Annotated in this window: 24 protein-coding genes; 3 read left to right on the forward strand and 21 right to left on the reverse strand. The window is 60.5% G+C overall.

Features of this window, described 5'->3' with window-relative positions; genetic code table 11:
- Nucleotides 1-39: 39 nt before the first annotated feature.
- The 7 genes from AAA021_RS04195 to AAA021_RS04225 form a co-directional block, all read right to left on the reverse strand.
- Nucleotides 40-1206 (reverse strand): SIS domain-containing protein, encoded by a 1167-nt coding sequence (locus AAA021_RS04195; RefSeq protein WP_250787258.1) that lies wholly within the window; start codon nucleotides 1204-1206, stop codon nucleotides 40-42.
- Nucleotides 1207-1320: 114 nt separating this feature from the next.
- Nucleotides 1321-2052: a GntR family transcriptional regulator gene (locus AAA021_RS04200; RefSeq protein WP_022094608.1), complete on the reverse strand. Its 732-nt coding sequence runs from the start codon at nucleotides 2050-2052 to the stop codon at nucleotides 1321-1323.
- A 185-nt stretch (nucleotides 2053-2237) separates the two neighbouring features.
- On the reverse strand, nucleotides 2238-3320 hold the full coding sequence (locus tag AAA021_RS04205) for a PTS system mannose/fructose/sorbose family transporter subunit IID (protein ID WP_022094609.1): 1083 nt from the start codon (nucleotides 3318-3320) through the stop codon (nucleotides 2238-2240).
- A complete protein-coding gene (locus tag AAA021_RS04210) occupies nucleotides 3310-4110 on the reverse strand; it encodes a PTS sugar transporter subunit IIC (protein ID WP_022094610.1) in 801 nt (266 codons plus the stop codon). Before AAA021_RS04210 ends, AAA021_RS04205 begins: the two co-directional genes overlap by 11 nt.
- Nucleotides 4111-4200: 90 nt before the next feature.
- On the reverse strand, nucleotides 4201-4683 hold the full coding sequence (gene agaV / locus AAA021_RS04215) for a PTS N-acetylgalactosamine transporter subunit IIB (protein WP_022094611.1): 483 nt from the start codon (nucleotides 4681-4683) through the stop codon (nucleotides 4201-4203).
- 36 nt (nucleotides 4684-4719) lie between these two features.
- Nucleotides 4720-5001: a preprotein translocase subunit YajC gene (gene yajC / locus AAA021_RS04220; RefSeq protein ID WP_349088139.1), complete on the reverse strand. Its 282-nt coding sequence runs from the start codon at nucleotides 4999-5001 to the stop codon at nucleotides 4720-4722.
- Nucleotides 5001-5444 carry a PTS sugar transporter subunit IIA gene (locus AAA021_RS04225; protein ID WP_035137680.1) on the reverse strand — a complete coding sequence of 148 codons (444 nt, stop codon included), beginning with the start codon at nucleotides 5442-5444 and terminating at the stop codon, nucleotides 5001-5003. The genes yajC and AAA021_RS04225 overlap by 1 nt, the downstream gene beginning before the upstream one ends.
- A 701-nt stretch (nucleotides 5445-6145) precedes the next feature.
- Between AAA021_RS04225 and AAA021_RS04230 the strand changes: the two genes are divergently transcribed.
- Nucleotides 6146-6784: a hypothetical protein gene (locus tag AAA021_RS04230; protein ID WP_349088140.1), complete on the forward strand. Its 639-nt coding sequence runs from the start codon at nucleotides 6146-6148 to the stop codon at nucleotides 6782-6784.
- Between the two features lie 33 nt (nucleotides 6785-6817).
- Nucleotides 6818-7033 carry a helix-turn-helix transcriptional regulator gene (locus AAA021_RS04235; protein WP_255413417.1) on the forward strand — a complete coding sequence of 72 codons (216 nt, stop codon included), beginning with the start codon at nucleotides 6818-6820 and terminating at the stop codon, nucleotides 7031-7033.
- A gap of 109 nt (nucleotides 7034-7142) precedes the next feature.
- Here AAA021_RS04235 and AAA021_RS04240 read toward each other — a convergent pair whose 3' ends face one another.
- The 13 genes from AAA021_RS04240 to tmk all read right to left on the reverse strand — a co-directional run bounded on the left by AAA021_RS04240 (nucleotide 7143) and on the right by tmk (nucleotide 21008).
- Nucleotides 7143-8237 carry a hypothetical protein gene (locus AAA021_RS04240; protein ID WP_349088141.1) on the reverse strand — a complete coding sequence of 365 codons (1095 nt, stop codon included), beginning with the start codon at nucleotides 8235-8237 and terminating at the stop codon, nucleotides 7143-7145.
- A gap of 126 nt (nucleotides 8238-8363) precedes the next feature.
- Entirely contained in the window at nucleotides 8364-9449 is a 1086-nt protein-coding gene (locus AAA021_RS04245; RefSeq protein WP_349088142.1) for an isocitrate/isopropylmalate family dehydrogenase, read from the reverse strand.
- Between the two features lie 6 nt (nucleotides 9450-9455).
- Nucleotides 9456-10154: a hypothetical protein gene (locus AAA021_RS04250; RefSeq protein ID WP_118081577.1), complete on the reverse strand. Its 699-nt coding sequence runs from the start codon at nucleotides 10152-10154 to the stop codon at nucleotides 9456-9458.
- A gap of 15 nt (nucleotides 10155-10169) precedes the next feature.
- Nucleotides 10170-10598, reverse strand: a complete 429-nt coding sequence (locus AAA021_RS04255) for a hypothetical protein (RefSeq protein ID WP_055310425.1) — start codon at nucleotides 10596-10598, stop codon at nucleotides 10170-10172.
- A gap of 5 nt (nucleotides 10599-10603) precedes the next feature.
- The gene (locus tag AAA021_RS04260; RefSeq protein WP_349088143.1) at nucleotides 10604-11683 is read right to left on the reverse strand and encodes an NAD(P)-dependent oxidoreductase; all 1080 of its coding nucleotides are present in this window, start codon (nucleotides 11681-11683) and stop codon (nucleotides 10604-10606) included.
- Nucleotides 11684-11781: 98 nt separating this feature from the next.
- Nucleotides 11782-12735 carry a DegV family protein gene (locus tag AAA021_RS04265; protein WP_349088144.1) on the reverse strand — a complete coding sequence of 318 codons (954 nt, stop codon included), beginning with the start codon at nucleotides 12733-12735 and terminating at the stop codon, nucleotides 11782-11784.
- Between the two features lie 79 nt (nucleotides 12736-12814).
- On the reverse strand, nucleotides 12815-13399 hold the full coding sequence (gene raiA / locus AAA021_RS04270) for a ribosome-associated translation inhibitor RaiA (RefSeq protein WP_035137685.1): 585 nt from the start codon (nucleotides 13397-13399) through the stop codon (nucleotides 12815-12817).
- Nucleotides 13400-13716: 317 nt separating this feature from the next.
- Nucleotides 13717-14742, reverse strand: coding sequence for a transporter substrate-binding domain-containing protein (locus AAA021_RS04275; protein ID WP_349088227.1), 1026 nt, complete (start codon nucleotides 14740-14742; stop codon nucleotides 13717-13719).
- 733 nt (nucleotides 14743-15475) lie between these two features.
- Nucleotides 15476-16585 carry a hypothetical protein gene (locus tag AAA021_RS04280; RefSeq protein WP_349088145.1) on the reverse strand — a complete coding sequence of 370 codons (1110 nt, stop codon included), beginning with the start codon at nucleotides 16583-16585 and terminating at the stop codon, nucleotides 15476-15478.
- Between the two features lie 10 nt (nucleotides 16586-16595).
- Nucleotides 16596-17402: a phosphoribosyltransferase family protein gene (locus tag AAA021_RS04285; protein ID WP_229055562.1), complete on the reverse strand. Its 807-nt coding sequence runs from the start codon at nucleotides 17400-17402 to the stop codon at nucleotides 16596-16598.
- A 102-nt stretch (nucleotides 17403-17504) separates the two neighbouring features.
- The gene (ricT, locus tag AAA021_RS04290) at nucleotides 17505-19205 is read right to left on the reverse strand and encodes a regulatory iron-sulfur-containing complex subunit RicT (RefSeq protein ID WP_349088146.1); all 1701 of its coding nucleotides are present in this window, start codon (nucleotides 19203-19205) and stop codon (nucleotides 17505-17507) included.
- Nucleotides 19196-20323, reverse strand: a complete 1128-nt coding sequence (locus tag AAA021_RS04295; protein ID WP_349088147.1) for a DNA polymerase III subunit — start codon at nucleotides 20321-20323, stop codon at nucleotides 19196-19198. The genes ricT and AAA021_RS04295 overlap by 10 nt, the downstream gene beginning before the upstream one ends.
- A gap of 1 nt (nucleotide 20324) precedes the next feature.
- On the reverse strand, nucleotides 20325-21008 hold the full coding sequence (gene tmk, locus AAA021_RS04300; RefSeq protein ID WP_349088148.1) for a dTMP kinase: 684 nt from the start codon (nucleotides 21006-21008) through the stop codon (nucleotides 20325-20327).
- A 240-nt stretch (nucleotides 21009-21248) separates the two neighbouring features.
- Here tmk and AAA021_RS04305 point away from each other — a divergent pair, with 240 nt between their 5' ends.
- The gene (locus AAA021_RS04305) at nucleotides 21249-22223 is read left to right on the forward strand and encodes a zinc ribbon domain-containing protein (protein ID WP_349088149.1); all 975 of its coding nucleotides are present in this window, start codon (nucleotides 21249-21251) and stop codon (nucleotides 22221-22223) included.
- 141 nt (nucleotides 22224-22364) lie between these two features.
- Here the strand turns inward: AAA021_RS04305 and AAA021_RS04310 are convergent, their stop codons facing one another.
- Nucleotides 22365-24959, reverse strand: coding sequence for a DNA topoisomerase I (locus tag AAA021_RS04310; protein ID WP_349088151.1), 2595 nt, complete (start codon nucleotides 24957-24959; stop codon nucleotides 22365-22367).
- Between the last annotated feature and the right edge of the window lie 45 nt (nucleotides 24960-25004).

A 25004-nucleotide genomic window follows, 5' to 3' on the forward strand; every position in this document is an offset into this window, starting at 1 on the left:
CCGTTATGAGCGGACGGGCGCCCTTACAGGGGGACGCGATTAAGCGGTGAAGGGGTGAATCGTCACGCCCTTAACCACGCGGTTGACCGTGCCGGTGGGGCTCGGCGTATCGGGCGTGTTGCCCACGCGCACGGAGTTGAGCAGGCTGATAGCCTGGGCAAACATCACGAACGGCAGGGCAAGGTAGCCCTCGGGAAGCGCCTCGTAGCCCTTAAAGGTGAAGGACTCGCCCTCGTAGACGGTAGCGCCATCCTGCTGAACGGCAACGGTGTGCTGAGCGATCTTGTCGCCACCGATCTCGTTGAGGATGTCGATGTCGTACTGACGGGTGTAGGCGTCGTTGTTGACGAACACGAAGACGAGCGTCTTATCGTCGACGAAGGACTTGGGTCCGTGACGATAGCCCATGGAGGTGTCGTAGGAAGTAGCGACCAGACCGTGAGCGAGCTCGAGGATCTTGAGCTGGCTCTCCTGGGCAAGACCACCGAAGGAGCCAGAACCCAAGTAGGTCACGCGGTTGAAATCGCCAGCCAGGTAATCGGCGATCTCAGGCTCACGGGAGATGACCTCCTCGCCCATCTTGGCAATCGTCTCGACCCACTCGGCCTTCTGCTCGTCAGAGGCAGTGTCGAAAATAAGGGTGGAGAGCAGGGTCATGCAGGAATAAGAACCGGTCATGGCGAAGCCCTTGTCGTTGGCGCGCGGGATGAGCAGCGTCAGCGCGTTGGGATCATCGGCAGACTCGACGGCGAGCTTGCCCTCGGGAGCGCAGGTGATGTTGAGGAACTTGACGTTGTGGACGAGCTCCTTGGCAACGGCAACGGCGGCAAGGCTCTCGGGGCTGTTGCCAGAGCGGGCAAAGGAAACCACGAGCGTGGGATCCTCGGCGCGCAGGAAATCGCGCGGGGCGCTCACGATGTCGGTCGTGGCGATGGGCTTAAAGTCGTAGAGATCAGTGTTGCCAGCGTGACGCAGGTACGGGGCGCAGGTATCGCCAACGTAGTCGGACGTACCGGCACCGGTGAAGACAACGGACAGACGACCCTCGCCCATAGCGCGAGCCTCGGCCAGGAAGGCCTCGATGGCCTCCTTGTTCTCGCGATAGATGTTGAGCGTATCACGCCAAAGCTCGGGCTGCTGAGCAATCTCGGCCGTGGTGATCTGGGCGCCGAGCTCGGTGAGCTCCTCGACACTCTTCTCGAACATTTCTAATACCTCTCTCTAGAAGTAATCCTCTGACGTGCAATTATACACTTCGGTTGGTTATCTGGTAGTAACCAGTTAAATGCAAAGAATCACCATATGGAAACGATGCGAGCACTAGTTACTGCGCTGGTGGTAAACCTTGTATTTAAACTGATCGGCACGAGCAACCGAGAGTGTGTACTCCACTACCTCGTTTGACTCGTTATACGTAGTCCTGACCAAATCGAGCACAGGCGAGCCCTCGACAATTCCCAAAAGGTGGGCATCGGTGGGACGGGCTATGCTCGCATAGAACTCCTCTTCGGCCACGCGAATCTTTTGCTGAAAGTCCTGCTCAATCACATCGTAAAGCGGCTTACGCTCCAGCAGCGGTCGCTTTAGGGACAGAAATTGACGAACCGGTAGATAGCTGCGTTCGACCATCATGGGCATGTTGTCGGCAGAGCGAAGGCGCTTGAGCTTAAAAATGCGATCACCGATGCGCAATCCCATATGCTCGGCCAGATTCTTATCGGCCTCCATCTCGCAAAACTCGAGAATCGTGGTCTCGGGTTCTCGACCCATCGCGCGCATCTGCTCGGTAAAGCTGTAGGACTGCATAAGATTGGTTGCTTTTGCCGAACGGTCGGTCACAAAGGTACCGCGACCGTGCTGCCGAACCACCAGTCCTAAACGCTCCAGTTCCTGCAGAGCCAGGCGTACCGTAGTGCGCGAGAGACCATAGCGCTCCGAAAGTTCGCGCTCGGAAGGAATCATGTCACCGGCGCGATATTCATGGTCAATCTTTTCGGTCAGAATATCGACCAGCTGATCGTACAGCGGTTGCTTACGCGCTCCGATCGCCATCCTATCCTCCCTTTTGCTCGAATTCGGCTAACTACCTAGGGTGTTAAGCATTATCGGTCTGCAACACCCGACTCATCAAGAAAACAAAAGCCGCGCGCTCTTTCGAGCACGCGGCTTTTAACATACACATGGCTTAAGGGGTCGGGGTGTGAGCCGCGTAGGGACACACCCCTCAAGCTAGAGCCTTACCAGATGCTCGGCCAGAGACCAAGCGGGCCAGCGCCCAGGATGCCAAGGACAAAGAGCAGCAGAATGCCCTTGGTCGGGGTCCAGCTGTGCTTAGCGAACATGTAGTAAAGCAGCAGCGTAAGCATAAGCGGGACGAGCTTCGGGACGATGGTGTTGAGGGTGTCGGCAACAGAGAAGTTGACCGGATCCTCGGTGACGGTGCCGTAGGTAACGGACTCCATGCCGTTGCCCAGATCGGTGACGCCGCACTCGACAGCGTTGCCGTCGGCATCGGAAGCGGTGAGGGCGTTGCCGTCCTCATCGGTCATGGCGATGGTACCGGCCTCAGCGGTCTCGGTATCGATACCCTCCATACCGGTGAAGTTCTCGGCCTCCTTCTCGGAGACGATCACGGTAGTAGCGGAGAGGCCACGGGTGGTGCCGTTGGGGATCTGGAGGTTGATCTGGGTGCCACCCATGGTGACGACCAGGCAACCGACGACGAAGACGCCCATGATGGAAGCGGCACGCGTGAAGGCCTGCATGTTGGCGGTCAGAGCGTCAATAGCGCTGGTGCCAAGCTTGTAGGACCAGTTCATGAGCCAGAAGCGCAGAGCGAACTGGACGACGTTGAAGATCACCAGGAAGATGATCGGTGCAGCGGCGTTGCCGTTGATGGCCATGTTAGAGGTGATGCCGGCCGTGATAGGCACAAGCGTCAGCCAGAACAGGGCGTCACCGATACCACCGAGCGGGCCCATTGCGGCGACGCGGACGGCGCGGATCGTGGGGATGTCAACCTTGTTCTGCTCGAGCGAAAGCACGATGCCCATAACAAAGGTGACAAGGAACGGGTGGGTGTTGAAGAACTCCAGGTTGTGGCTCATGGAAGCCGCGAGGTCGTTCTTGTTGGTGTGGATCTTCTCCAGACCGGGGATGATGGAGTAAAGCCAGCCAGCGGCCTGCATGCGCTCGTAGTTGAACGATGCCTGCAGGAAGCAGGAGCGCCAAGCCATCTTGTTGAGGGTCTTCTGGTCGAGCTGCGGAGCAGGAGTGAGATCCTCGTAGTGCTCCGGGATCACATACTCATTAGATGCCATCTTCGAAGTCACCTCCGTCAGAAACAGCTGCACCCTTCAGCTCGGTCTGCTGCTGGAAGTCCCAGAAAGCGATGCCGAAGCCGATGAGAGCGAGGATGAGCAGAGCAGGGGTTGCCAGCGAATCGTTGGCAACGGTGATGAGCGCGAGGCCAAAGCCCATGAGGAAGAAGCCCCACATATCGCGGTTCATCATAACCTTGAGCAGGACGGCGAAGCCGACGAAGCGCATCATGCCGCCTGCAGCGGAGAGACCGGTCTGAAGCCAAGTCGGGATGGCAGAAGCGATGGTCTGACCGATGGTAGCGCCAGCGATGAAGAACAGGGTGACGACGACAGCGAAGATCAGGCCGAGCAGAGCCATGGCGAAGTAGTTCAGGCGCTCGATGCCCTTGGTGTCCGCGTTGTGAGCCATGTTATCGGCCGTGGACATAAGCGGGGACATAAGCGTGAAGACCAGGGTAACGCCAAGCTGGCCAAGCAGAGCGAACGGAATGGCGAGGCCGACTGCCGCGTTGGGCTCGAGGCCCGTGGCGATAGCGAGAATGGCTGCCATGATGCCGCCGATGACGGCGTTAGGCGGCTGAGCGCCTCCGATCGGCATGTTGCCGATCGTCATGAGCTGATAGGTACCACCCACGAGAAGACCGGTGTTGAGGTCGCCAAGGATAAGACCGATGACGGCGCCGGTGACGATGGGCTGATAGAGAGACTCGAGGAAGTCAAACTGGTCGATTGCCGCGATGAACGTGACGACGAAGACCAGAGCGATCTGGATGATCGAGTATTCCATCTTGCTCCTCCTTTCAAAATGAATGTACGCACTTTGGATTTCACGTACAGAATGTCAGGGTTTCATTCCTGACAACGTGGATCATGAGGATTACGAGAAGAGCTTGCTCGTGTCCTCAACAGGCGTGCTCGGAACGCGCCTGATCTCCAACTCCACCCCCAATTCCTGCAGCTCTTTAAACGCAGCGACATCCTCGTCGTTAACTGCGACGGAGGTGGCGACTTGGCGCTTTCCTTCCGACATGTGCATGTTGCCGATGTTTACCTTCTTTATAGGCACACCGCCCTTGACGAGCGTAAGCACGTCTTCCGGTGTTTCAGCCACGATGAAGATCTTCTGGCGCGGGCTCGCCTTGCCAATGACGTCGATGGTCTTCTGCAGAGAGAAGAAACGCGTAGCGACGCCGGCGGGAGCGGCCATCTTCATGAGGTTCTGGCGCATGGTGTTGGACGCCACGTCGTCGTTGGCGACGAGGATGAGGTTGGAGCCCAGGGTGGAGTTCCACTGGGTGGCAACCTGACCATGAACCAGTCGGTTATCGATGCGGGTAAGAAGAATGTTGGGTTCTGCCATGTTGATCAGCTTCCTTTCGTTATTTGCTGACGACAGTTACTTGATCTCCTGAATCGCGTAACGCGAAACATCTACGACGGCTCCGGATCGGACTTTGATCTGGACCTTCTCGCCTTCGATGCCTTTGACGGTTCCGTAGATACCGCCGACGAAAAGAACCTCTTGACCCGGCTTGAGCTCGGTGTGCAGCTCCTTGAAGTACTTCTGCTTCTTCTTCATGTTGATTTGCGACCAGATGGTGTAAATCAAGCCCATGATGACAAGCAGGCCTAAAAGGGCGACCGAGGAGCTCAGGACGTTGGCTCCGAAATCGGCCATTAGATGCCGTCCTCGTCGCCGAAGATATCCTCTTCCTCGGAGCCGGCAACGGATGCGACCGTCTGGGCGGTGACGCCCGTCTGGCCAACGGTCACGGCCTGCTCGCCAAGCTCGGCGAGCGTGGCATTGCCGCGGAGGAACAGAAGCTCAATAACCATGGGAAGGTTGGTGCCAGTCAGAACCTCGACGTTGTCGACATCCTGGGCAATCATCATCGACTGGTTGAACGGGGTGCCGCCAAGCAGGTCGGTAAAGACGAGCACGCCATCGCACTCCTCGCGCATGGCGGTAATAGCGGCGCGGAGATCCTCACCGTAGGAAGCAGCCTGGTCGCCCTCAAAAGGAACGACGGTAAAAGCGGGCTGGTCGCCGGCAACCATAGCGATAGCGCTAGCTAGGCCGGGTGCGAACTGTCCATGACCGGTAAGAATAAAGCCAACCATTCAAATTTCCCTTCCGAAGGTGTGTACAATCTGAGTCCGATGATTTTCGGAAGCCAGCGGGCGCTCGCCCTTAAAGCTTCTTAGAAAGCGTTCTTTGAAGACCAGTGGTTTCTAAACTGGTAGTAACCACGTGACGTGTTGTTGTCACTATATCACCCCAGAAGAGGTCGCTTTCGTTGATTCATACGGTAAAACGTTTTTGCACCGCTCACGGTGATATTTCGACCGTTTACCGGTCGTTAACACTTCTACCTGCGGTTTTGAAACCGTTTCGAAATGCTTTGGCAAAAGATCGGAACTTTTCCTGTCCCTAAACAACGCAGGGCGGCTAAAATAGCGTGTAGAAAAATTGCAGGTCATTGTGAAGATATGTGAATTGGTCTTTTTGACTTAATACCAGTTAGAACCAGTTTTGAGATTATCGGTGAACGGTAGTTTTCGACCGTTCACCAGTTACTTGCAATCGTTTGCAGTTGTTTTCCCAGATGAATTAGGGAAACCCGATGAAACACTTGTGCGATCACGGGAAGTTTTGGCATTTGTCCTCATCCCCCGCGCGCCAAACTCCGGCATCCAAAATGAGCCAATAGCTCACGCTAATCATTTTCAATCATTACTTGCTCAGTATCCGTAATTATTTATCGTTTATCGTTAATTCTGATATGATACAAGTATCATCCAAAACGCCGATTGGAGGGGTTATGGTCCATCGAAACGCGTCTATATCGAATGAAACCATCAGCCGCGAACAGACGGTAGCCAAACTGAGGAAGCTCGCTCGCATCTGCAAATGGGCCACGATCTGCATTACCACCGCGCTCGCTCTGGGGCTCCTCGCAGTCATTGCGATTGACCTTCTTCTCATATTGCCTGGCCTCTCCCAAGGGTCGTGCCTCCAATCCGTAGAACTTCAAGCCGGCGAAGGGCCATGCCTTGCTATCGTCGGTACCGATGCGCAGGCCCCACTTATGCTCGTCGCACACGATGGCCACACTGCCATAGGGAGCCTCTTGATGACATGCCTCGCGCTTACCATCGCGATAAGCGTGCGCAGGCTTTTCTTCAACATTGAAAAGGAAGGCAGGCCCTTTGACCTTGAATGTAACCAGACACTTCGTCGAGTAGGACATTTATTCCTTATCGGCGGCGTTGCCGTGAGGCTTCTTGGTGCCGTAATCACGGGAATGATACTCTCAGGATTTGGCGGCAGCTTTACGGATGCGTTCGCCGGCCAGTTATTCGAGCCCTCCATGCTCTTTGCGGGCCTGATTATTTGCCTGATTGCCAGCATCTTCCGCTACGGGTATATCCTGCAAAAACAAGATGACGAGTTGCTCTAGGGGGAATCCATGATTATTCTGCGGCTTGACCGCATGCTCGCCGAACGCAAGATCTCATCCAAAGAGCTTGCGGAACGCGTGGGCATCTCCCAGGTCAATATGTCGCGCATCAAGACGGGCAAGGTTTCTGCCGTGCGCTTTTCAACTCTTGACGCGATATGCCGGGCACTCGACTGCCAACCGGGCGATGTGCTGGAATATATGCCTGACGATGAAGCCGATAATCTTTTTGGACTTAAAGATTCATAGGCATAATTTAACCACCAGCGCCTAAACGCAAATAGCCCGCTAGAACAACATCCGTTCTAGCGGGCTATTCAGATATTTCGGCTACGCGCTCGGTGGCTCAGACAAATCTTTACGCAAACAGGCCGTAGATGCTGATGTTGGCCTTGGCGTAGAGGCCGTTAGCGTACTCGGTCCACTTGGAGCTGGCGCTCGAGGCCTGCGAAGAATACTGCTGGTAGGCGGTGTAATAGGCGGTCATGGCCTGCTTATAGGTCGCGCTATCGGCCGTAAAGGCATCGTCGGCGAAGGCCTTGGCATAGGTGCTGTCGGCATCCTTCCAGGTGCCCTTCTCGCTATCCCACTCGTCGCCGGCAAGGTTGATGATGTAGTCGGCGTAGTCCTTGCTCGCGGTCTCCTCGTTGCCGTCAGCAGGCTCAGTCGGAGCAGTCGGCATGCTTGCGGAGCTATCGCCCACCTTCTTCTTGTAGAGCTTCTGCAGCGTCGCGGACTGGCGGACAATCTGCTTGGCCTGGTCCTTGGACACGCCATACTGCGTGGCCATGGTCTTGTAGTCCGAAGTGCCGATGGAATCCTCGGCGTACTTCTTCATCTCCTTAGAAGAGACGGTGATGCCCTCGTCCTCGGCAGCATCGAGCAGGATCTTGTTGCGCACGTAGGACAGGATGACATCGGCAGACGGAGCGGTATAGTTGCCGTCGTCGTCCTTGACGGTGTCGAGGCTGTACTGGCTCTCGATGGCCTCGCGCGCGGTGATGTCGCTCTTCTTGCCGTTGTAGCTATAGCTTGCCACGGTCGAATCGAGCTGGTCCTCGGTCAGGATCGCCGAGCCGACACCCTTGCCGCCAAAGCCGCCATTGCCAATAAAGAAGCCGACCACCGCAGCGATCACGACTGCAACCACAAAGGCGGCAATCATCGTCTTCTTGTGCTTGGATACGCGATCGTCTTCATCGGAACCCAGGATATCGTCGTCCTCATCCTGGGCCTCGGGCATCAGATTCTCGTCGGCGGCATCCGCGGCAATCTGAGCCTCCAGACGGGCGTCCTCCTCCTCGGCCGTCGTACCGGCAGCAATGTGCTCGGCAGACGTACCGGCGACCAGGTCGATCTTCTCGTCCTCGTCACCGTCGGGGCCTTCGCCGCGCTCGATGATCTGGATGCCGTCGATCTCGTCCTTCTCGTCCTTCTTTTGAATCAGACCCATATCGGTTACTCCTTGTTAGGAAACATAGTCCTCAATAGAATACGCCCGACAAAGCGCCGGGCGTATTGATTCTTAGGTTATACGCAAACACTTAAGTACTATTTAGGCGTTTGCAGCGTGCCTACCTTAGGCCAGGTGCGCGATAACGGCATCGGCAAAGGCCTGCGTGCCCACGGCGCCCTCGACGGAACCGGTCTGGGCACGGCGCACGTCACCGGTAACCTGCTCGCCCTCGTCGAGCGTGGCAGATACGGCGGCGCGAATGCGATTGGCAGCGTCGTTCTCGCCCAGGTGATCGAGCATCATCGCAGCGGACAGAATCTCGGCCGTGGGGTTGGCGATATCCTGGCCAGCGATATCGGGCGCGGAGCCGTGCGTTGCCTCGAAGATGGCGCAGTCGGCACCGATGTTGGAGCCGGGGGCCATCCCTAAGCCGCCCACCAGGCCGGCGCACAGGTCGCTCACGATGTCGCCGTACAGGTTGGGCAGCACCAGGACATCAAAGTCGTTGGGGTTTTGGACCAGGCCCATGCAGGTGGCGTCGACGATCTTGTCGTTGAACTCGATATCGGGATAGTTGGCGGCCACCTCGCGCGCCACGCGCAGGAACAGGCCGTCGGTCGCTTTCATGATGTTTGCCTTGTGTACGGCCGTCACCTTTTTGCGGCCGCAGCGGCGGGCGTACTCAAAGGCATACTCCACAATACGGCGGCTCTTGGCGATGGAGATCGGCTTGATCGAGATGGCGGAATCGGCGGCGAAGGTCTTCTGGCCCGAGCGTTCAACGAGCTGCGAGAGCTCCTCGACCTCGGCAGCGCCCTCATCGAACTCGATGCCGGCGTAGAGGTCCTCGGTATTCTCGCGCACGATGACCAGGTCGACGTCGCGAAAGCGCGATCCGTCGCCCGGCTGCGACAGGCAGGGGCGCACGCAGGCGTACAGGTCAAAGTACTTGCGCAGGGCCACGTTGACGCTGCGGAAACCCGTGCCGACCGGCGTGGTGATGGGGCCCTTGATGGCAACCTTGGTCTCGGCGACCGCATCGAGCACGTGCTGGGGCAGTGGCGTGCCAAACTCGTCCATGACGCCGGCACCGGCCTCCTGGACGTTCCAGTTGATCTGGACACCGGTGGCCTCGACCACGCGGCGCATGGCCTGCGTAATCTCGGGACCGATACCGTCACCGGGAATCAGGACTACATCGTGCGCCATAATCTGTTACTCCTCGTCTTCGGCGTCGTCAGATTTTTTAACGCTAGCACGCTTCTTCTTTTTGGAGAGATCAAGGCCAAAACGTTTAACAAGCATTTCGCAAATCTCGCTCGAACGGGCCTTGAGATAGCTGCCCTTGCCGTTCTCGGCGTCGAACTTAAGGCGCAGCGCAAGCTTCTCGGCGACCTCGGCGTCGATCTCGCCCTGGCCAAACTCGTACAGGCAACCGAGCATATCGCGATACTCAAGGTCGCCGTGGTAGCACTGGATGGCCTCGTCTAGGATGGGCCAAGCCTCGCGTGAACGCTCGACGCTCGTGGCGCCCCACACGCACAGCAGGCGGAAGGCGGCATAGCGCAGCGTGGAGGAGATCTCGTCGAACAGTGCAGTCTCGGCGCCCTCAAAGGCATCACCCAGCTGCTCGGGGCAGGTGGTGGCGAGCGCCGTCAGGGCATCGAGGGCCTCCCAGCGGGTCTGAGCCTCGGGGCGGTCGAGCGCCTCGATCAGCGCGGGCACGCAGGGCACGACGCGCTGCGGATCGCGCTCGGCAAGCAGGTGCAGCACGCGGGCGGCAAACTGGCGGATGCGGCGCGTGGGGCAGCCGAGTTCCTTGACCAGACGGTCGACGGCGTTCTCGTTCTCCTCTGCCAGCTGAAGCTGTGCCAGCTCCTCGTCGGTGAGCTGTTCGTCTTTGTTTTCTGCCATAGTTACCTCTTCTTACTATTTCTTAGCGTGCTTGCCAGCACCCTTGCTGTCATCGGTGACCGAGATGAGCTGTCGATCGGCCGCGCCATTGCGACGCGCACGGCGGCGTTCCTCGGCGTCGCCCGCGTCGGCGGCGGCACGGTGAGCCTTGTTGACGTTAAAGACCTCGTCGTGCTTGCGCCACGGACCGACGGACTCGCCAAAGCTCATCTTAAGGCCGGCGATAAAGCCGCCGAGCCAGCCGATCGGCGCAAACTGCACCAGCGGGAACAGCGAGAACACCCAGGTCAGCAGGACGACTGCCGCCGCTCCCGCAAAGTTGGCAATCCAGTAGTCGCGCTTGGTGATGACACGCTTTTCGCACGCCCACTGGCCGCACAAAAAGCCAATGTAGATCGCAAAGAGAAAGAGCACCAGCGCAAGCACCACGAACGTCCAGCTCATGGGCGCTACTCCCCGTGATGGTGGCCGCAGCAGCACTCGTGGCCGCCATCATGGCCGTGGCCGCCGCAGCACTCGTGGCCCTCGTCGTGGTGGTGGCCACAACCGCACTCGTGATCGTCGCCATGCTCGCCGCAACCGCAGCCTTCCTCGTGAGCGCCATGCTCCTCGGGACGATACTGCGACCAGTCCAGACCGGCGGCGATGGCGTCGGCCTCCTCCTTATAGAGGACCGTGACGGCCTGGGTACCCAGCTTGGCACCACCGATGGCGTCGAGCATGTCGTAGAGCGTAAAGGCCACGTCGGCACCGGGCAGCGCAAGCTCGCGGTCGTCGGCATAGGCGAGCGCCAAGCGCAGGTCCTTGATAAAGTGCTCGACCATAAAGCCGGGCTTGTAGTCGCCGTCGAGCGCCTTGGGAGCCAGGCTCTCCATGGCGCCGGACTTGCCGGTGCCGCCCAGGATCATCTGGCGGGTCTTCTCCAGGTCAAGGCCGCTCAACTCGGCAAATGCCATGGCGTCTGCCATGCCGACCATGCAGGCGCCCAGCGACACCTGGTTGGCGAGCTTGGCAGCCTGGCCCTTGCCGGCGCCGTCGAAGCAGCAGATGTTGGCCGCAAAGGTGGCAAGGATGTCGCGGACCGGCGCGATGTCGTTCTCGGTAGCGCCCACGATAGCCGTGAGCGTACCGGCGATGGCACCCGACTCGCCGCCGGTGACGGGGCAGTCAAACGCCATGCGGCCGGAAACCTGGGCGGCCTTGGCAATGTCACGGGCAAGCTCGGGCGAGCTCGTGGTGAGGTCGATCAGGACCGCGCCGGGCTTAGTGCACGCGAGCAGACCGTCGCCCGCCAGGTAGAGCTCCTCGACCTCGGAGGGATAGCCCACCATGGTAAAGACGACATCGGCGTTCGCCGCGGCATCGGCCGGCGTATCTGCCCAGACGGCGCCGCGCTCGATAAGCGCCGCCGCCTTGGACTTGGTGCGGTTGTTGGCCGTGACGGGATAGCCGGCGTCCAGAATGTGGCCGGCGATGGGGGCACCCATGATTCCGGTGCCGATGAATGCGACGGAGAGCTTGTTTGCCATGAAACCTTTCCTTTTGGGTTGGGTGTTGTTACCAGGTTGAATACTCGGTGCCAGCGTTTGGGCTGTGAGTCGAGGGCGATTACGGACGCAGCGCTTGCCTACTGACCGCGCACGCGGCGGGCGATACGGTCGGAAAGCGACGCCTTGTCGGCGCGGTTCTTACCCCAAAACGCGCAGCCCACCATGCCGGGGCCCACGTGCGAGCCGATGGTGGGACCCACGGAGCCGCGAATGATCGTGACGTCGGCGCAACCCTCCTCCTTGCGGATGGCGGCTTCGAGCCAGTCACCATCCTTTTCGGCATCGGCCGTCATGATGGCGATGGGCATGGTGCGGTCGGGCACGTAGTTCTCGCGGAACGACTTGAGGATGGACTTGAGCGCCTTCTTGCGGCCGCGGTTGACGCCGATCAGCGACAGCGAGCCGGCCAGGTCGTAGGAGAGCTCGGGCTTGACGTCGAGCTTTGCCGTGAGCTGCGCCGCCGCGGGAGGAATGCGGCCGCCGGCAGCCAGTGCGTCGAAGCTCTCGAGCGTAAAGTAGCCGTGCACGTAGGTTTTTGCCTCGTTTGCCCAATCGACCAGCTGCTTGGCGGTCAGTCCCGCCGAACGCTGGCGCACGGCCTCGAGCGCCAAGAGCGCGCCGGTCGCGCAGGGCAGGGCGTTGTCGACCACGTAGAGCTCAAAGTTGGGATACTCGGCGCGCACGGCATCTGCCGCCTGGCACGCGGAGTTGTAGCTCGACGACAGCGCCGAGGTAAAGCACAGGTAGACCGTGGGCGTGCCCTCTTTGGCGCACTCGGTAAAAAACTCGATATAGCGACCGAGCGACACAGCCGAGGTGGACACGCGAGCACCGGCGCGCATGCGGTCGTAGAACTCCTTGGGGCTCATGCTCGACCAGATATCGTCCGTGCGCTCCTCGCCATCGATGATAAAGGGGAAGCCCAAGATATCGACATCGAGGTTCGCGGCGACCTCGGGGCTAAAGTCGCAGCAGGTATCGACGACGATGCGGCAACGGTCCGAATGACCGGCGGATGCGGCCTTGTCCATCAAAGCGACTCCTTACGTAAAAAGGCGGCCACCCGCATGGGATGGCCGCCAACCGTTAACTCATGCAAGTTAACGTATTTTACTCGTCAAGTGTTTCGATGCGGGGCTTGATGATGCCATATCCACCATTCTTACGGTGATACACCACATTGATGAGGCCAGTCGTCGCGTTCTCGAACACGTAGAAGTCGTGGCCGAGCAGATCGGTCTGCACCAGCGCCTGCTCCTCAGTCATCGGGGTGACGTCGATGACCTTCTCGCGGACGAGCAGGTCGTCCTCCTCCTCGGGCAGCAGCAGGTCGGCCAGATCCTCGACGCGCTCGACCGGCGCGACATCCGCGGCGCTGGCACCGCCCTGGCGGTTGTCCACGACCTTGGTCTTGAACTTGCGCAGCTGGCGGGTGACCTTATCGGCGGAGAGGTCGATGGCGGCGTACATATCTGCACCGTGCTCGGCAACGCGAATCACCGAACCGCGGGCACGAACCGTGACCTCGACGATTGCCGGGTTGGGGTTCGAGGGGTTCTTCTCATAGCGAAGTACAACGTCGACCGTCATGGGCTCGATATCGAAAACCTTGAGCGCCTCGCCGATCTTCTCATCCACATGCGCACGCAGAGCATCGGTTACCGTCGTCTTGCGTCCAGAAACCTTGATATCCATACGTGGCTCCAATCTGCCTCGGGGACTTACTGTACTGGCTATGTACCCATTGCCGTGCATTTAATCACGCGGATTCCTAAAGACCCGAATAACGATTGCTTGATACCGCATACCGAAGTCTCGTACTTTTCCATGGCAAAGTGCGCTATAGGAGGGAGCCGACAGATTTGTATTTGGTCCCGAAAATTGGCTTTGACCTGCTGGTTTTATAGGGATGAAAAAGCCGGGCTCCCCTATTGGGGAAGCCCGGCAGTGCATGTTGAAACCGTGAAGAGGTGTCCTTTCCAACGTATAGGAGACACCACCCCTGGCAATAACTAGCTATTGAGTTTGTTAATGTCATCGTCAGTGATGGTGCCTTCCTGGCTGGACGATTTGTCCTCGGAGGATGCGGTCTCATTGTTGGAATCGAAAGACTCGCTGCCGGAGGACGTGGTCTCACTGGACTCAGAGTCGCCCGGTTGCACGTTAGCGCCCGAAACCGTCTTAGTGGTGAGGTCGTAGGGCATCGTGCCATACCATACGCAGTGGACTGCCTCGAGCGTACCGTCGACCGTGATGCTGTCGAGGGCATCACTCACGGCACGGCACAGTTCGTCATTGGACGAGAGGCCCGCAACACCAAGCGTCGAGGGCGCCTCGAGCGCACCGACATAGGAGACCTCGCTCATCAGGCGTGCAAGGTAGCCGCCGGCCGTGGAGTCGCAGATCACATAGTCGACCTCGCCGGACTCGAGCGCCTCAAAGCACTCGTTGATGTTGGAGTAGGTCTTTTGGTTGGCGGTAATGCTCTGCTTAGCAAGCGCCTCCTGCGAGGCCGAGGACATCTGGACACCCAGGGTAGACGTGTTAAGGGTATCGGTGGAAACGCTTAGCGACCCACCATCGCTGGTTTTACCGAACACAGAAGCGGCATCGTACAGGCAGGTGCCGAGCGAGCTAACGTCCCCGTCTGTGGAGTTGATCTCGCCGATAAAGATATCAGCCTTTTTGTCGCCGAGCGCGGAACCTGCCGAGGACGCATCGACAAAGGCGACCTTAAGGCCCATGCGGCTTGCGAGGGCGCGGGCGGCGTCAACCGCATATCCCGTGAGCTCGCCGTCGGCGCCTTGCATGGCCTGCGGCGCATCGGAAGTATCGAGGGCGACCGTCAGGGTTCCGGGAGTGACCAGGGCATCGTCCGACACCGCCGGCGTGACGGTCTCGTACTCGATCTGGTCGATCGTGGGAGTCGTGAACGTAGACAGCGGGTTGAACGCGCATCCGCTCAGGCCCAAAACGGCAATGACCGCTGCGGTCCCAGCACCTAACCGAGCCGCGTGCATCAAGCTGCCCCTCACCATGTCCACTACCCTGCCTTCTGTGTCGTATACAATCCGTGCGTTGCGCGGAATATCAGATTGTTCCCACCAGCTGACCTGGTATTTGACCCCACACTTGCGCACCGGGGTGTTTGCTCGGGAGGCCGCAGCCACCTTCACGACTGACCCGCTCGCCCGCGAGGCGGTATTGCCCCAAAGAAAGTAGAACGGACGGTGCGGCTTACATCTAGGACGCGCCATGATCGCGCCGCGCGCACGCGGTCGCTTACGTGGATCCCTTTGACCGCGTCTGTCTTGGACTAGGACGGGCATTTCGTCCGTCCGCAACCACAGCCTGGTAGGAACGAAGCGCATTATAGCTAAGTTCAAGATAAAGTTTAAGGTTAGGGGCGTCATTCGCATCGCGAGTACAGATTTCGCAGGTCGAAGCGGGCCGTTCGTGGCCCCGTGAAGCCCGGAGCTCCCCTGCGGGGAGCTCCGGGGCACCCGTCTCAGGGTGCCGTGTGCAAAAAACGGCAAATATGAGTACTGTCACCAATTTAGTAGCAGCGTATTACCGCCTCACGAGCCCTTTTTGAGTTCCGCACAGCCTGCTTGGCGCCAAGATATTCCACATTCGTTTATTATCTCTTCGCTGAATCCAGATTATCGGCCCAAGTTTCTTTGTTTTTGCTGTCACTAATCTAGTAACAGTACTCATATTTGCCGTTTTTTGTACAGAGTATATAAACAGACCCCCTATAAAGCCATAGTTTTACGCTGGTTTGAGCCCAAAGCACGCTCGGAGCGTATTCAGCAGAGCATCTTGCCTCTTTCGACGAGCCTCTACGCGATTCTGATATCGCTTACCCATACGCTGGTGGATGCGCCATGCGAGTGCTTCCATCGCTTCCATGTCACAGAGCATTTCGTTGTTGACCGTCGCGACCTCGATTCCCATAGTAATCAAGCCCGTGTTGCGCTTTTCATCATGGATACGTCCCCTCCGGGAGGAATGACCCAGCTCACCGTTGTATTCCAGGTCAAACCGGGCTGCTTCCTGATACGCATCGCAAACTGCATGCGGCATCCCCGAGATTGCTTGCGCGCGGTCATCGAACTCAATCTTGTAGTCGGTCTTAAAGGGACCGCAGGCAAATCCGCCATAGGAAAACGGAAGCGAAAACAGAGCGAGCATGATGCACTCCATGGGCGAGCGCAAGTTTTCTGACAAGTAGGGACACAGACGCTGCAGTTTTTTGGCCGCATTCCCCTTGCATACCGCGAGGTAATCTGCCAGGCGATCGGGCGTCAGCACCGGCTCGACTTCAAAGTAGCCCACGTCTGCCGGTTGATCCTTGTCCTTTGCAAGTCTATTCGCAACAGGCGAGGTGTAGGGAGGCAGATACTTCCCGCGATCGCTCAGTGAAATCTTGGAACACAGTTCCTGGGCCAGGGCAAACCCCTGGATACAGCCGACCTCGCGGGCGACGGCAACACAAAGGGCCTCGGGAGATAGGCTGTACACCCCCGGTTCTACCTCTAAAATCGAGCCGGCGGGCAACCCGGAACACACGGACCAGCCCACGTCAGGCATGCGGCGGCGCTGCGCCGCAGATCCCACCAGCAAGCACAGATCTTCTTGCACCTCGCCGCTTGCGGCCCCAATCCGCACCAAGTCGGGAAGATAGATGTCCTCGGTCGAGGGCGACGACGTGCGCAGCACATGGCGCTCTTCATCGGGATCAAGGTCCCTCCAGCTTATGTAGCCCATCTGCCGGCGCTCGGAGCGCATCATGCGTAGCGCCGAGGCGCCTGTTAGGATTACGGAAGCCGCTAGCTGTTCGCTTGTCGGCTCGTTGCGCCGCTCAATCTTCACTGCCACAAAACCACCCCTACCAAACGCGTGCGATAGCGAGACCATCGACTGCCGCGGCGCCGGCACGCTTGAGCTCCGCCGAGGCCGCTGCCATGGTCGCGCCCGTGGTAATGACATCGTCGACGAGCAGCAGGCGGCGGCCGCGCACATCCTCGACCGTCTCGTACATACCCCGAGCGTGTTCCCGGCGCTCATCGCGACCGAGCTCGCGCTGGTCACCATGGCCGTACTTAACGAGGGCGTCGAGCAGGGGAACACCCGACAGCTCGCAAAATGGACGCGCAATAGCCTCCATATGATCAAAACCACGCCGCCGAAACGCTGCCGCCGTCGCAGGCACAAACACCACCGCATCCGCACCGGACAGCACACCTCCATAGCGATCGGGCGCTACGACCTGGGCATGCAGGGCGGTGTCGTAGAGCAGCTCCGCCAGATACGGAGCCAGACGTCGCTCGCCCGCATCCTTGTACGCTTTAATGATGCGCGGCAGCGGATGCGCATAGACGGCGCACGCCAGGCAGCGGTCGAGCGCCTCCGTCATTGCCGAGGACGTGCCCTCGACCGAACACTCAGTGCACAGCAAATCCCCAAACGGGGCGCTGCATCGGGTGCAGCTATGACGTGGGTCGATGAGCGTGAACGCGGCAAGGCAGTCTTGGCAAATAAGCGCACCGGCGCGCTCGCAGCCGGCACATCGTGTTGGCGACAATGCCTCGAGCGCCTCGCGTGCCACCCACTCGGCAAACGGTAGCAATTCGTCCGCAAACGGTAGGGCACCGGCACCCTGCAAACAGCTCAATATGTTCAGATGGCTCTTCAAGACACAACCCTCCCTACGTTCGGCCGCAGGGAGGGTTGTTGATTCGGCGCTATGATACCCCGATGCGCTCGGGGCAAGGCGGGCTAAATCCGCTCGCGGGCGTTATTCGCCGGCGGGCGGTTGTGGTGCGGACGAAGACGGGGTCGAGCCCTCGCCACCATCCTGGCGCGGCTTGCGGGAACGACGACGGCGACGGCGCTTTTGACCCTGGTCGGCCGAGCCCTCGCCACCGCGATCCTCGCGCGGCTCGCGCTCGTCGCGAGCGGCGCCACGCGAAGCCTTGGCAGCCGCTCCCCCGCCATCCCCGGGACGACGGCGCGTGACCTTGACCTCGCCATCCGAGACCTGATCGGCCACGGAGGGCACTGAGGGCTTCTGTTGCGCGCCCGAGGAATGGCGACGGCGCGGACGCGGCGCGCGCTCCTCCTCGCCACGTGACTTGCCGCCCTTGTCGGCAGACGCATCGGAGACCGAGGGACCCTTGGAAGCGGCACCGGCCTCGCGAGCAGCTGCGGCGCGGAAGGCGTCCTCGCGCTCCTCGCTCGACAGATGACGGCGGCGGCGACGTGTGGGGTTCATGCCACCGCCGCGATTCTGCTGCTGGGGCTGCTGAGCCTCGCGCTCGCGGGAAGCGTTCTTGCCTGCGGGAGCGGCCTCGCCGGCATCGCCCGAACCCGAGCGCTTGCGACGACGACGGCCACCGGCGGCCTCCTCGGCCTCGGGTGCCTCGACCTTACCACGGCCCTTTCCGCGGCCACGGCCCTCGCCTTGGCTCTGACCGGCGCGAGCATCGGATTCAGCATCGCGACGACGGCGCTTGGGCATCGACGTGCCGGCCAGACGGTCGGCACTCGACAGGCCATCGCCCACATCGACGCCGTTTTCGCGATCGAGCTCCATGAGCGCCAGACGCATCTCGGGCGACTCGATGCGCTCGAGCACATCGCGCGTCACACAGTCGGGGCGGCAATTGCAGCCCTGCTCGGCAGCCTTCTTCTTGCAGCCCTCCGAGCAGGTCATATCGGCCAGGTTGACCTTAAAGACCTTGCCGTTCTCCAGGCGCAGCACCAGCTGCTCGCGCGGTGTGTCATATTCTTGGATACGCGCCTTGCCAAGCGGCGTATCGATGAGCGTCTTCTTTTTGGGCGCACGGCTCTTAAAGTCCTTGTAGGCCTCGAACTCGTAGCGCAGGCAGCACATCAGACGACCGCACACGCCGCTGATCTTGGAGGAATTGAGCGGCAGGTCTTGCTCTTTTGCCATGCGAATCGAGACGGGTTCAAACTGTCCGCCAAAGCGCGTGCAGCAGAGCTCCTGTCCGCACTGGGCGTAGCCACCCACCAGGCGGGTCTCGTCGCGCACGCCGATCTGGCGCATGTCGACGCGAATGTGCAGCGTCGAGGACAGGTCCTTGACGAGCTGGCGAAAATCGACGCGCTCCTCGGCCGCAAAGTAGAACACGGCCTTCTCGCCGCCAAACAGGTACTCGACGCCCACCGGCTTCATCTCGAGGTCGAGCTCTTTGACCAGACGGCGGAAATCGACCATCGCCTCGTCGCCTTGGATGGCCAAGTCGTCGGCAAGCTGCAGGTCGATGTCGCTCGCCACGCGCAGCACGGGCTTGAGCGGCTGACCGATCTCATCTTGCGGCACCTCGAAGGGATCGGCCGTGACCAGGCCGATCTCGGTTCCGCGCTCGGTGGAGCAGATAGCGTAGTCTGCCTCGAGGATATCCAGATCCTGCGGGTCGAACCACAGGTCGCGCGAGGCGTAGGTAAACTTAACGGGTACGACTAACGGCATTTCAGTGCCTTCCTGATATCGAACAGCATGACCTCGATGGCCAGCTGGGGAGTAACGTTTCTGGCGATGTTGCGCTCGGCGGTCGCGACTGCCTCGAGCGCCCGCGTGGCACCCGCAACATTGGTCGCGGCGGCAAGCCGACCGATCGTGTCGCGCACGTCTTCGTTCACCACGTCGGCTGCCTCGTCCTGAAGTGTCAGCAGCACGTCGCGCATGAGCGTCCGCGCGCTCGCCAGCGCTTCCATGATACCCGAACGCTCGCGCGCGTTGAGTTCGCGCTTGTTGCGGTCCTCAAGCTGCTTCAATGCTCCACGCGACAGGTAGTCGGCGTTTTGCTCGAGCACCTTTTCCTGTGTGGACTTGACCTCGGCGAGCGGTGCCTTAACGGCGACAATAAGCGACTTGGCGTGGCTGAGCACATCGGCCTCGTCGGCAGCGATGAGCGAATCGATGGCACGGACCATCTGGCGGCGAGCATCCTGGCGCTCGGCACTCTTAAGGAACTCGATACCGCGCGTGGGGCTTCCCGCCACGGCGACCGCCATGCGGCAACGCGCGAGATCCTGACCCGTCGCGCGACTCACGGCACGCGCGGCAACGGTGGGCGACACCAGCCGAAACGGCACACACTGGCAGCGGCTCACGATGGTGGGCAGCATCACATCTGCCGAGGTGCCCAGCAGGATGAACATGACGCCCTCGGGCGGCTCCTCGAGTGTTTTGAGCAGTGCGTTGGCGGTGTTAGCGCGCAGCTGCTCGGCACGGTCGATGATGTAGACCTTGGCCTTGGCGCGGATGGGCGTCAGCGGAACGTCGTCGAGCAGCTCGCGGGTCTGGGCAATGAGGTAGCCCGTGGCGCTCTCGGGCGTGTAATAGTGCACGTCGGGGTGCGTATGGCGAGCAACGCGCACACAACTGTCGCATGAGCCGCAGCCATCCTGCTCGCACAGGAAGGCTTGGGCGAGCGCCCACGCGGCGTCGAGCTTGCCCGCGCCGGGCGCGCCCAAAAACAGGTAGGCGTGCGATGCGCGACCGCTGGCGACGGCATTGGTCAAAAAGTCGCGCACGCGCTGTTGGGTGTCGAGCTTGGCCAGCAGACTTGCCTGAGCGGGGGCCATATTACTCGGCCTCCTGGGCAAGCGCGGCGGTGACGGCGTCCTGGGAAATGTCGAGGCCGTAGGCGCGAACCTGCTCGACCGTCTGCGCGAAGACTTCCTCGATGGACGCGGTCGCGTCGATGAGCTTTACGCGGTTTGGCTCCTCGGCGGCAATTGCGCAAAAGCCCTGGTAGACACGCTCTTGGAAGGCCATGCCCTTAGCCTCCATGCGATCTGCCGCACCGCGGTCGGCCATGCGCAGTGCCGCCTGCTCGGGCGTGATGTGATAGACGAGCGTGAGCGCCGGGTGCGTACCCGCGACGGCCAGGTTGTTGGCATCGCGCACCATCTGACGATCGAGGCCATCGGCAAACGCCTGGTAGCAGGTCGTGGAATCGTAGAAGCGGTCGCACAGGACCACCTTGCCGGCAGCAAGGGCGGGCGCGATGACCTCGTGCACCAACTGAGCGCGCGCCGCCTCGTAGAGCAGCAACTCGCAGGTGTCGCCCATCGCCGTGTTGGCGGGGTCGAGCAGCAGAGCGCGAATCTTTTCGCTGATGGCGGTGCCGCCCGGCTCGCGCAGGCTCACAACCTGGTAGCCAGCGAGTTCGAGCGCGCGGGCAAGCAGGCGCGCCTGCGTGGACTTGCCGGCGCCGTCGACGCCCTCGAGCGTGATAAAGCTATGTTGAGCAGGCTCAAAAGCCATGGGCGCAGCCCCTTCCTACAAGGCGCGTAAATGCGAGTTATAGCAACCAAGCCATGATACCCCAGTGCTCGGCGCGTCCCCAATGGCTAAAGGTGCCTTTCCAAAGTTGCGGTGAAATAGGGGCTGATTGAAGCTCTGAGACCGCCAAACAGTCCCTATTTCACCGCAACATATGATGGGGAATTTTGGACGCTGGGTATAATCGTCGTATTGCATTGAAATGTGGCGAAAGGAGTGGCAATGTCTCGGTATTGCGCCTCGTGCGGCAAGCTTCTTGCAGATAATGCCAAGTTCTGCACCTCGTGCGGTGCACCCGTTGAGCAAACAGTCGCGAGCGATAGCCAGCCCGCTTTTGAGCAGACCGGTTCCCTCGATACGCCGCAAGCCAAGGCGGACGACCCCCTCGCCTATCGACCCGACCCCGCCGCAAGCCCCGCGGCCGTCGAGACCACGCAGCGCATACCCGTCGCGAGCGGCTCGCCCCAACAGCAGCCGGCTCCCGCATACGCGCCCGCTTCGCCACAGACCCCCGCTCCCAAAAAGAGCGGCACCGGGCCGCTTATCGCCGTTATCGTTGTGCTGGTGGCGATCATCATCGCCCTGGTCATCTTCTTTGCAATCAGACCTTTCGACAACGCCGCCACGCAGACGGCTGCCGAGGTAGCTAAGCTGCACCATGACGTCGACGAAGATGACCTAAAGCCTCTCGGCGATCCCAACAGCCTGTACGACGATGACGACGAGGATGGCGGCGAAGCAACGCTCTCCGAGCAGAACCTCTACCGTCGTCTGAGCGAATACTACGACTTGCTCGAAGACCTCGACAACTACGTCCGTGGCTGCGCGCAGAACTTCAACGGCAGCTATCTGGAAGAGGATCGAACCACCCGTCAAAATCTCGCCGACGTCGCCGAGCGCACGGAGGACACCATCGAGCAGTATTACGACATCGTCGAGGACCTAGACGTTCCGACGAGCTCCAAGAACTACAGCTCCTGGAAGGACATCATCGCCCTGTACGACGACCTGGATCACCGCATTGACACAATCTGTGATGCCTGGGAGATCAGCCTGAAATACGCCAAGCCTGCGGACCACAAGAATGAGATCGTGGCGCCGCTGTCACGCGACAACGTGGCGGGCACCAATGACAATAAGTACCGCCTAGACTTTGAGGAGCGCTATCCCGGCGCCAAACCTGTCGAGGTGAACTAGCGCTTTGTCGTTCCCGAGCCGGCAGTTAGGGACATTCCTAAACTGCCGGCAGAAAAGGAACGTCCCTAACTGCCGGTCAAAAAACGAGCGAGGATCGTGGGGTCCTCGCTCGTTTTTTTGGGCAATGTTTCGACTGCGCCGTTACTTGTCGGCGGCTGCTTTCTTGGTAGTCGACTTCTTCGCGGTCGTCTTCTTGGCGGCAGTTGCTTTCTTGGCCGTCGTCTTCTTGGCCGCCGTCGTCTTCTTGGCCGTGCTCGCCTTGGTCGCAGTCTTGCGGCCGCGGGCAGGCTTCTTCTCCTTGGTCGGGCAGTCCATGTTGACGCAGATACGCCACGGACCGCGCGCCGTGTTGACCACCACGATGGGAGCGCCGCACTCGGGACAGGTCTCGCCCGTCGCCTCGAGTTTGCCACGCGCCGGCAGCGGATAGCTCACGCCGCAATCATCATAGTTGGTGCAGCGGATAAAGCGCTTGCCGCTCTTTTCGCTCTTGTGCGCGATCAGGTCGCCATGGCGTCCTGCCTCGGCGCACACCTTACACTCGCCCACCTTAAGGTCGGGCTCGTAGTTGGTGGGGCACGTGGGGTTCACGCAAATCTCGAAAGCCTTTTGGCGGAACGGCTGGCACTTAATGCGCGGCGCGCCGCACTCGGGGCACACGGCCGCCTCGCCCTCGAGCGGGCTTACCTTGACGCCGCTCGGGACCGGATAAGTCACGTCGCAGTCGGGCCAGCCCATGCAGCCGATAAAGCTGCCACGGGTCTTGGCGCTCGTCTTCATAACCAGGTCCTTGCCGCACTTGGGGCAGGCGCCCACGCGCGCATCGGCCGTGACGGCGTCGCTGATAGCGTCGCCCAGCTCCTGCGTATGCTTGAGCAGCTCGTCGAGCACGCCGGCCAGCAGCGCGCGCGAGTGCGTCACGACATGCTCTTCGGTGTCCTCACCGCGCTCCACGCGGGTCATGTCACCGTCGAGCTCGCTGGTCATGTCGGGGCTCGTGATGCGCGGGGCAAACTGCGACAGCGCATCGATAATGGCGATACCCAGCTGGCTCGGCTCCACGGGATCATTTTTGAGGTAGCGCACGGCATACAGGCGCTCGATGATGCTCGCGCGCGTGGACTTAGTACCCAGGCCGCGCTTCTCCATCTCCTGCACGAGCTTGCCCTGGCTGTAGCGCGCGGGCGGCTCGGTCTGCTTGGCCTCGAGCTTAATGTCGAACACGTCGACCGTGTCGCCCTGCTCCAGCGGCGGCATCTGCTCGTCGCGCTTAAGGCCGTACGGGTACGCCTCGCGGAAGCCCGGGGTCACGAGCACATCGCCCGAAGCCACGAACGGCTCGCCGTTCACATCGAGCTCGAGCTTGGTGTTCTCGATGGTCGCAGGACCCATAAGCGTCGCCAGGAAGCGGCGGGCGATGAGGTCGTAGAGCTTGCGCTGGCCGCCGTCGAGCGTGGACGGATCGCCCTCGCCCGTGGGGTAAATAGGCGGGTGGTCGGTGGTTTCGACTTTGCCGCGCGTGGGCTTCATGGGGCCGGCGAGCACCTTTTTGCACACAGGCGCCAGCGCCGGGTTGATCTTTGCAAGGTCGCTCACCACGGCACCCAAATCGAGCGTCGCAGGGTACACGGTGTTGTCGACACGCGGGTAGCTGATGAGGCCCGCCATGTAGAGGGACTCGGCGATGCGCATGGTACGCGCAGGCGAGATGCCCTCGGCCGCGGCGGCAGCCTGCAGCGAGGTTGTCGCAAACGGCGTGGGCGGCTGCTGCTTACGCGAGCGCTTGGTCACCGCGGCAACGGTCGCCGTCGTAGCGCCGTCAACGTGGCCGTACGCCGTCTCGGCAGCATCCTTGTCGGTAAAGCGTGCCGTCTTGTGCGCGATCTTAAAGCGGTCGTCCTCGGCAGCACCCTGAGCGGCACCCATGCCGCGAATCTGCCAATAATCCTCGGGCACAAACGCCATGCGCTCGCGCTCGCGCTCGACCACCAGGGCAAGCGTCGGCGTCTGCACGCGGCCGGCAGAACGCACGTTGCCAAAACCGCCAAACTTGGCGAGCGTTAGGTAGCGCGTGAGCACCGCGCCCCAGATGAGGTCGATGTGCTGACGGCTCTCGCCGGCGTCGGCCAGGTTCTGGTCGAGCGAGACGAGATTATCGAAGGCCTGCGTGATCTCGGCCTTGGTAAACGAAGAATACTGGGCGCGAGCGACCGGCAGGTCGGGCGCAACCTCGCGCACCTTGTTGAGGGCGTCCGAACCGATCAGCTCGCCCTCGCGATCGAAGTCCGTGGCGATGATGACGCTGTCGGACTTCTTGGCAAGGTTCTTGAGCGAGCGAATGAGCTCCTTCTCGGCCGGTAGCTTAATGACGGGCGCCCAGGTGAGATAGGGCAGGCTCTCGAGCTTCCAGCCCTTGATGGAGATGCCATCGGCAAGAAACGGCTTGCGCTTGGTATCGTAAGGCGGACGAGCCAGGCCATCGGGTATGTCGGCCGGCAGCATCTCGCCGTCCTCGGTGACCGAATACCAGCCCAACTTTTTATCGAACAGCACGCTGTCACAAAAATCGGGCGCGAGGATGTGACCGGCAAGGCCGATCGTCACGCACTCCTCGCCCTTCCACTCAAAACGGTAGATGGCGGTGTTGTACACCTTGTCCTTTTTGGGCTTACCCGTGGACAGACGCTCGGCGATCTGACGCGCGGCGTCGTTTTTCTCGGCGATGATGAGCTTCAAAAGAGGCTCCTATCTCGTGTCTCTGCGGCTACGCCCGCCCGTATG

The sequence above is a fragment of the Collinsella sp. CLA-JM-H32 genome (assembly GCF_040098165.1).
Classification (GTDB): Bacteria; Actinomycetota; Coriobacteriia; order Coriobacteriales; family Coriobacteriaceae; genus Collinsella.

Excerpts from the sequence above, each read along its gene's own strand:
- AAA021_RS04305 (WP_349088149.1), top strand. The coding sequence starts at position 21,249 with ATGTCTCGGTATTGCGCCTCGTGCGGCAAGCTTCTTGCAGATAATGCC.
- AAA021_RS04295 (WP_349088147.1), bottom strand. The coding sequence starts at position 20,323 with ATGGCCCCCGCTCAGGCAAGTCTGCTGGCCAAGCTCGACACCCAACAG.
- AAA021_RS04210 (WP_022094610.1), bottom strand. The coding sequence starts at position 4,110 with ATGGAATACTCGATCATCCAGATCGCTCTGGTCTTCGTCGTCACGTTC.
- AAA021_RS04200 (WP_022094608.1), bottom strand. The coding sequence starts at position 2,052 with ATGGCGATCGGAGCGCGTAAGCAACCGCTGTACGATCAGCTGGTCGAT.
- AAA021_RS04275 (WP_349088227.1), bottom strand. The coding sequence starts at position 14,742 with ATGGTGAGGGGCAGCTTGATGCACGCGGCTCGGTTAGGTGCTGGGACC.
- tmk (WP_349088148.1), bottom strand. The coding sequence starts at position 21,008 with ATGGCTTTTGAGCCTGCTCAACATAGCTTTATCACGCTCGAGGGCGTC.
- AAA021_RS04260 (WP_349088143.1), bottom strand. The coding sequence starts at position 11,683 with ATGGCAAACAAGCTCTCCGTCGCATTCATCGGCACCGGAATCATGGGT.
- AAA021_RS04255 (WP_055310425.1), bottom strand. The coding sequence starts at position 10,598 with ATGAGCTGGACGTTCGTGGTGCTTGCGCTGGTGCTCTTTCTCTTTGCG.
- AAA021_RS04245 (WP_349088142.1), bottom strand. The coding sequence starts at position 9,449 with ATGGCGCACGATGTAGTCCTGATTCCCGGTGACGGTATCGGTCCCGAG.
- AAA021_RS04205 (WP_022094609.1), bottom strand. The coding sequence starts at position 3,320 with ATGGCATCTAATGAGTATGTGATCCCGGAGCACTACGAGGATCTCACT.
- AAA021_RS04230 (WP_349088140.1), top strand. The coding sequence starts at position 6,146 with ATGGTCCATCGAAACGCGTCTATATCGAATGAAACCATCAGCCGCGAA.
- AAA021_RS04240 (WP_349088141.1), bottom strand. The coding sequence starts at position 8,237 with ATGGGTCTGATTCAAAAGAAGGACGAGAAGGACGAGATCGACGGCATC.
- ricT (WP_349088146.1), bottom strand. The coding sequence starts at position 19,205 with ATGCCGTTAGTCGTACCCGTTAAGTTTACCTACGCCTCGCGCGACCTG.
- AAA021_RS04235 (WP_255413417.1), top strand. The coding sequence starts at position 6,818 with ATGCTCGCCGAACGCAAGATCTCATCCAAAGAGCTTGCGGAACGCGTG.
- AAA021_RS04250 (WP_118081577.1), bottom strand. The coding sequence starts at position 10,154 with ATGGCAGAAAACAAAGACGAACAGCTCACCGACGAGGAGCTGGCACAG.
- yajC (WP_349088139.1), bottom strand. The coding sequence starts at position 5,001 with ATGGCCGATTTCGGAGCCAACGTCCTGAGCTCCTCGGTCGCCCTTTTA.
- AAA021_RS04265 (WP_349088144.1), bottom strand. The coding sequence starts at position 12,735 with ATGGACAAGGCCGCATCCGCCGGTCATTCGGACCGTTGCCGCATCGTC.
- raiA (WP_035137685.1), bottom strand. The coding sequence starts at position 13,399 with ATGGATATCAAGGTTTCTGGACGCAAGACGACGGTAACCGATGCTCTG.
- AAA021_RS04195 (WP_250787258.1), bottom strand. The coding sequence starts at position 1,206 with ATGTTCGAGAAGAGTGTCGAGGAGCTCACCGAGCTCGGCGCCCAGATC.
- AAA021_RS04225 (WP_035137680.1), bottom strand. The coding sequence starts at position 5,444 with ATGGTTGGCTTTATTCTTACCGGTCATGGACAGTTCGCACCCGGCCTA.
- agaV (WP_022094611.1), bottom strand. The coding sequence starts at position 4,683 with ATGGCAGAACCCAACATTCTTCTTACCCGCATCGATAACCGACTGGTT.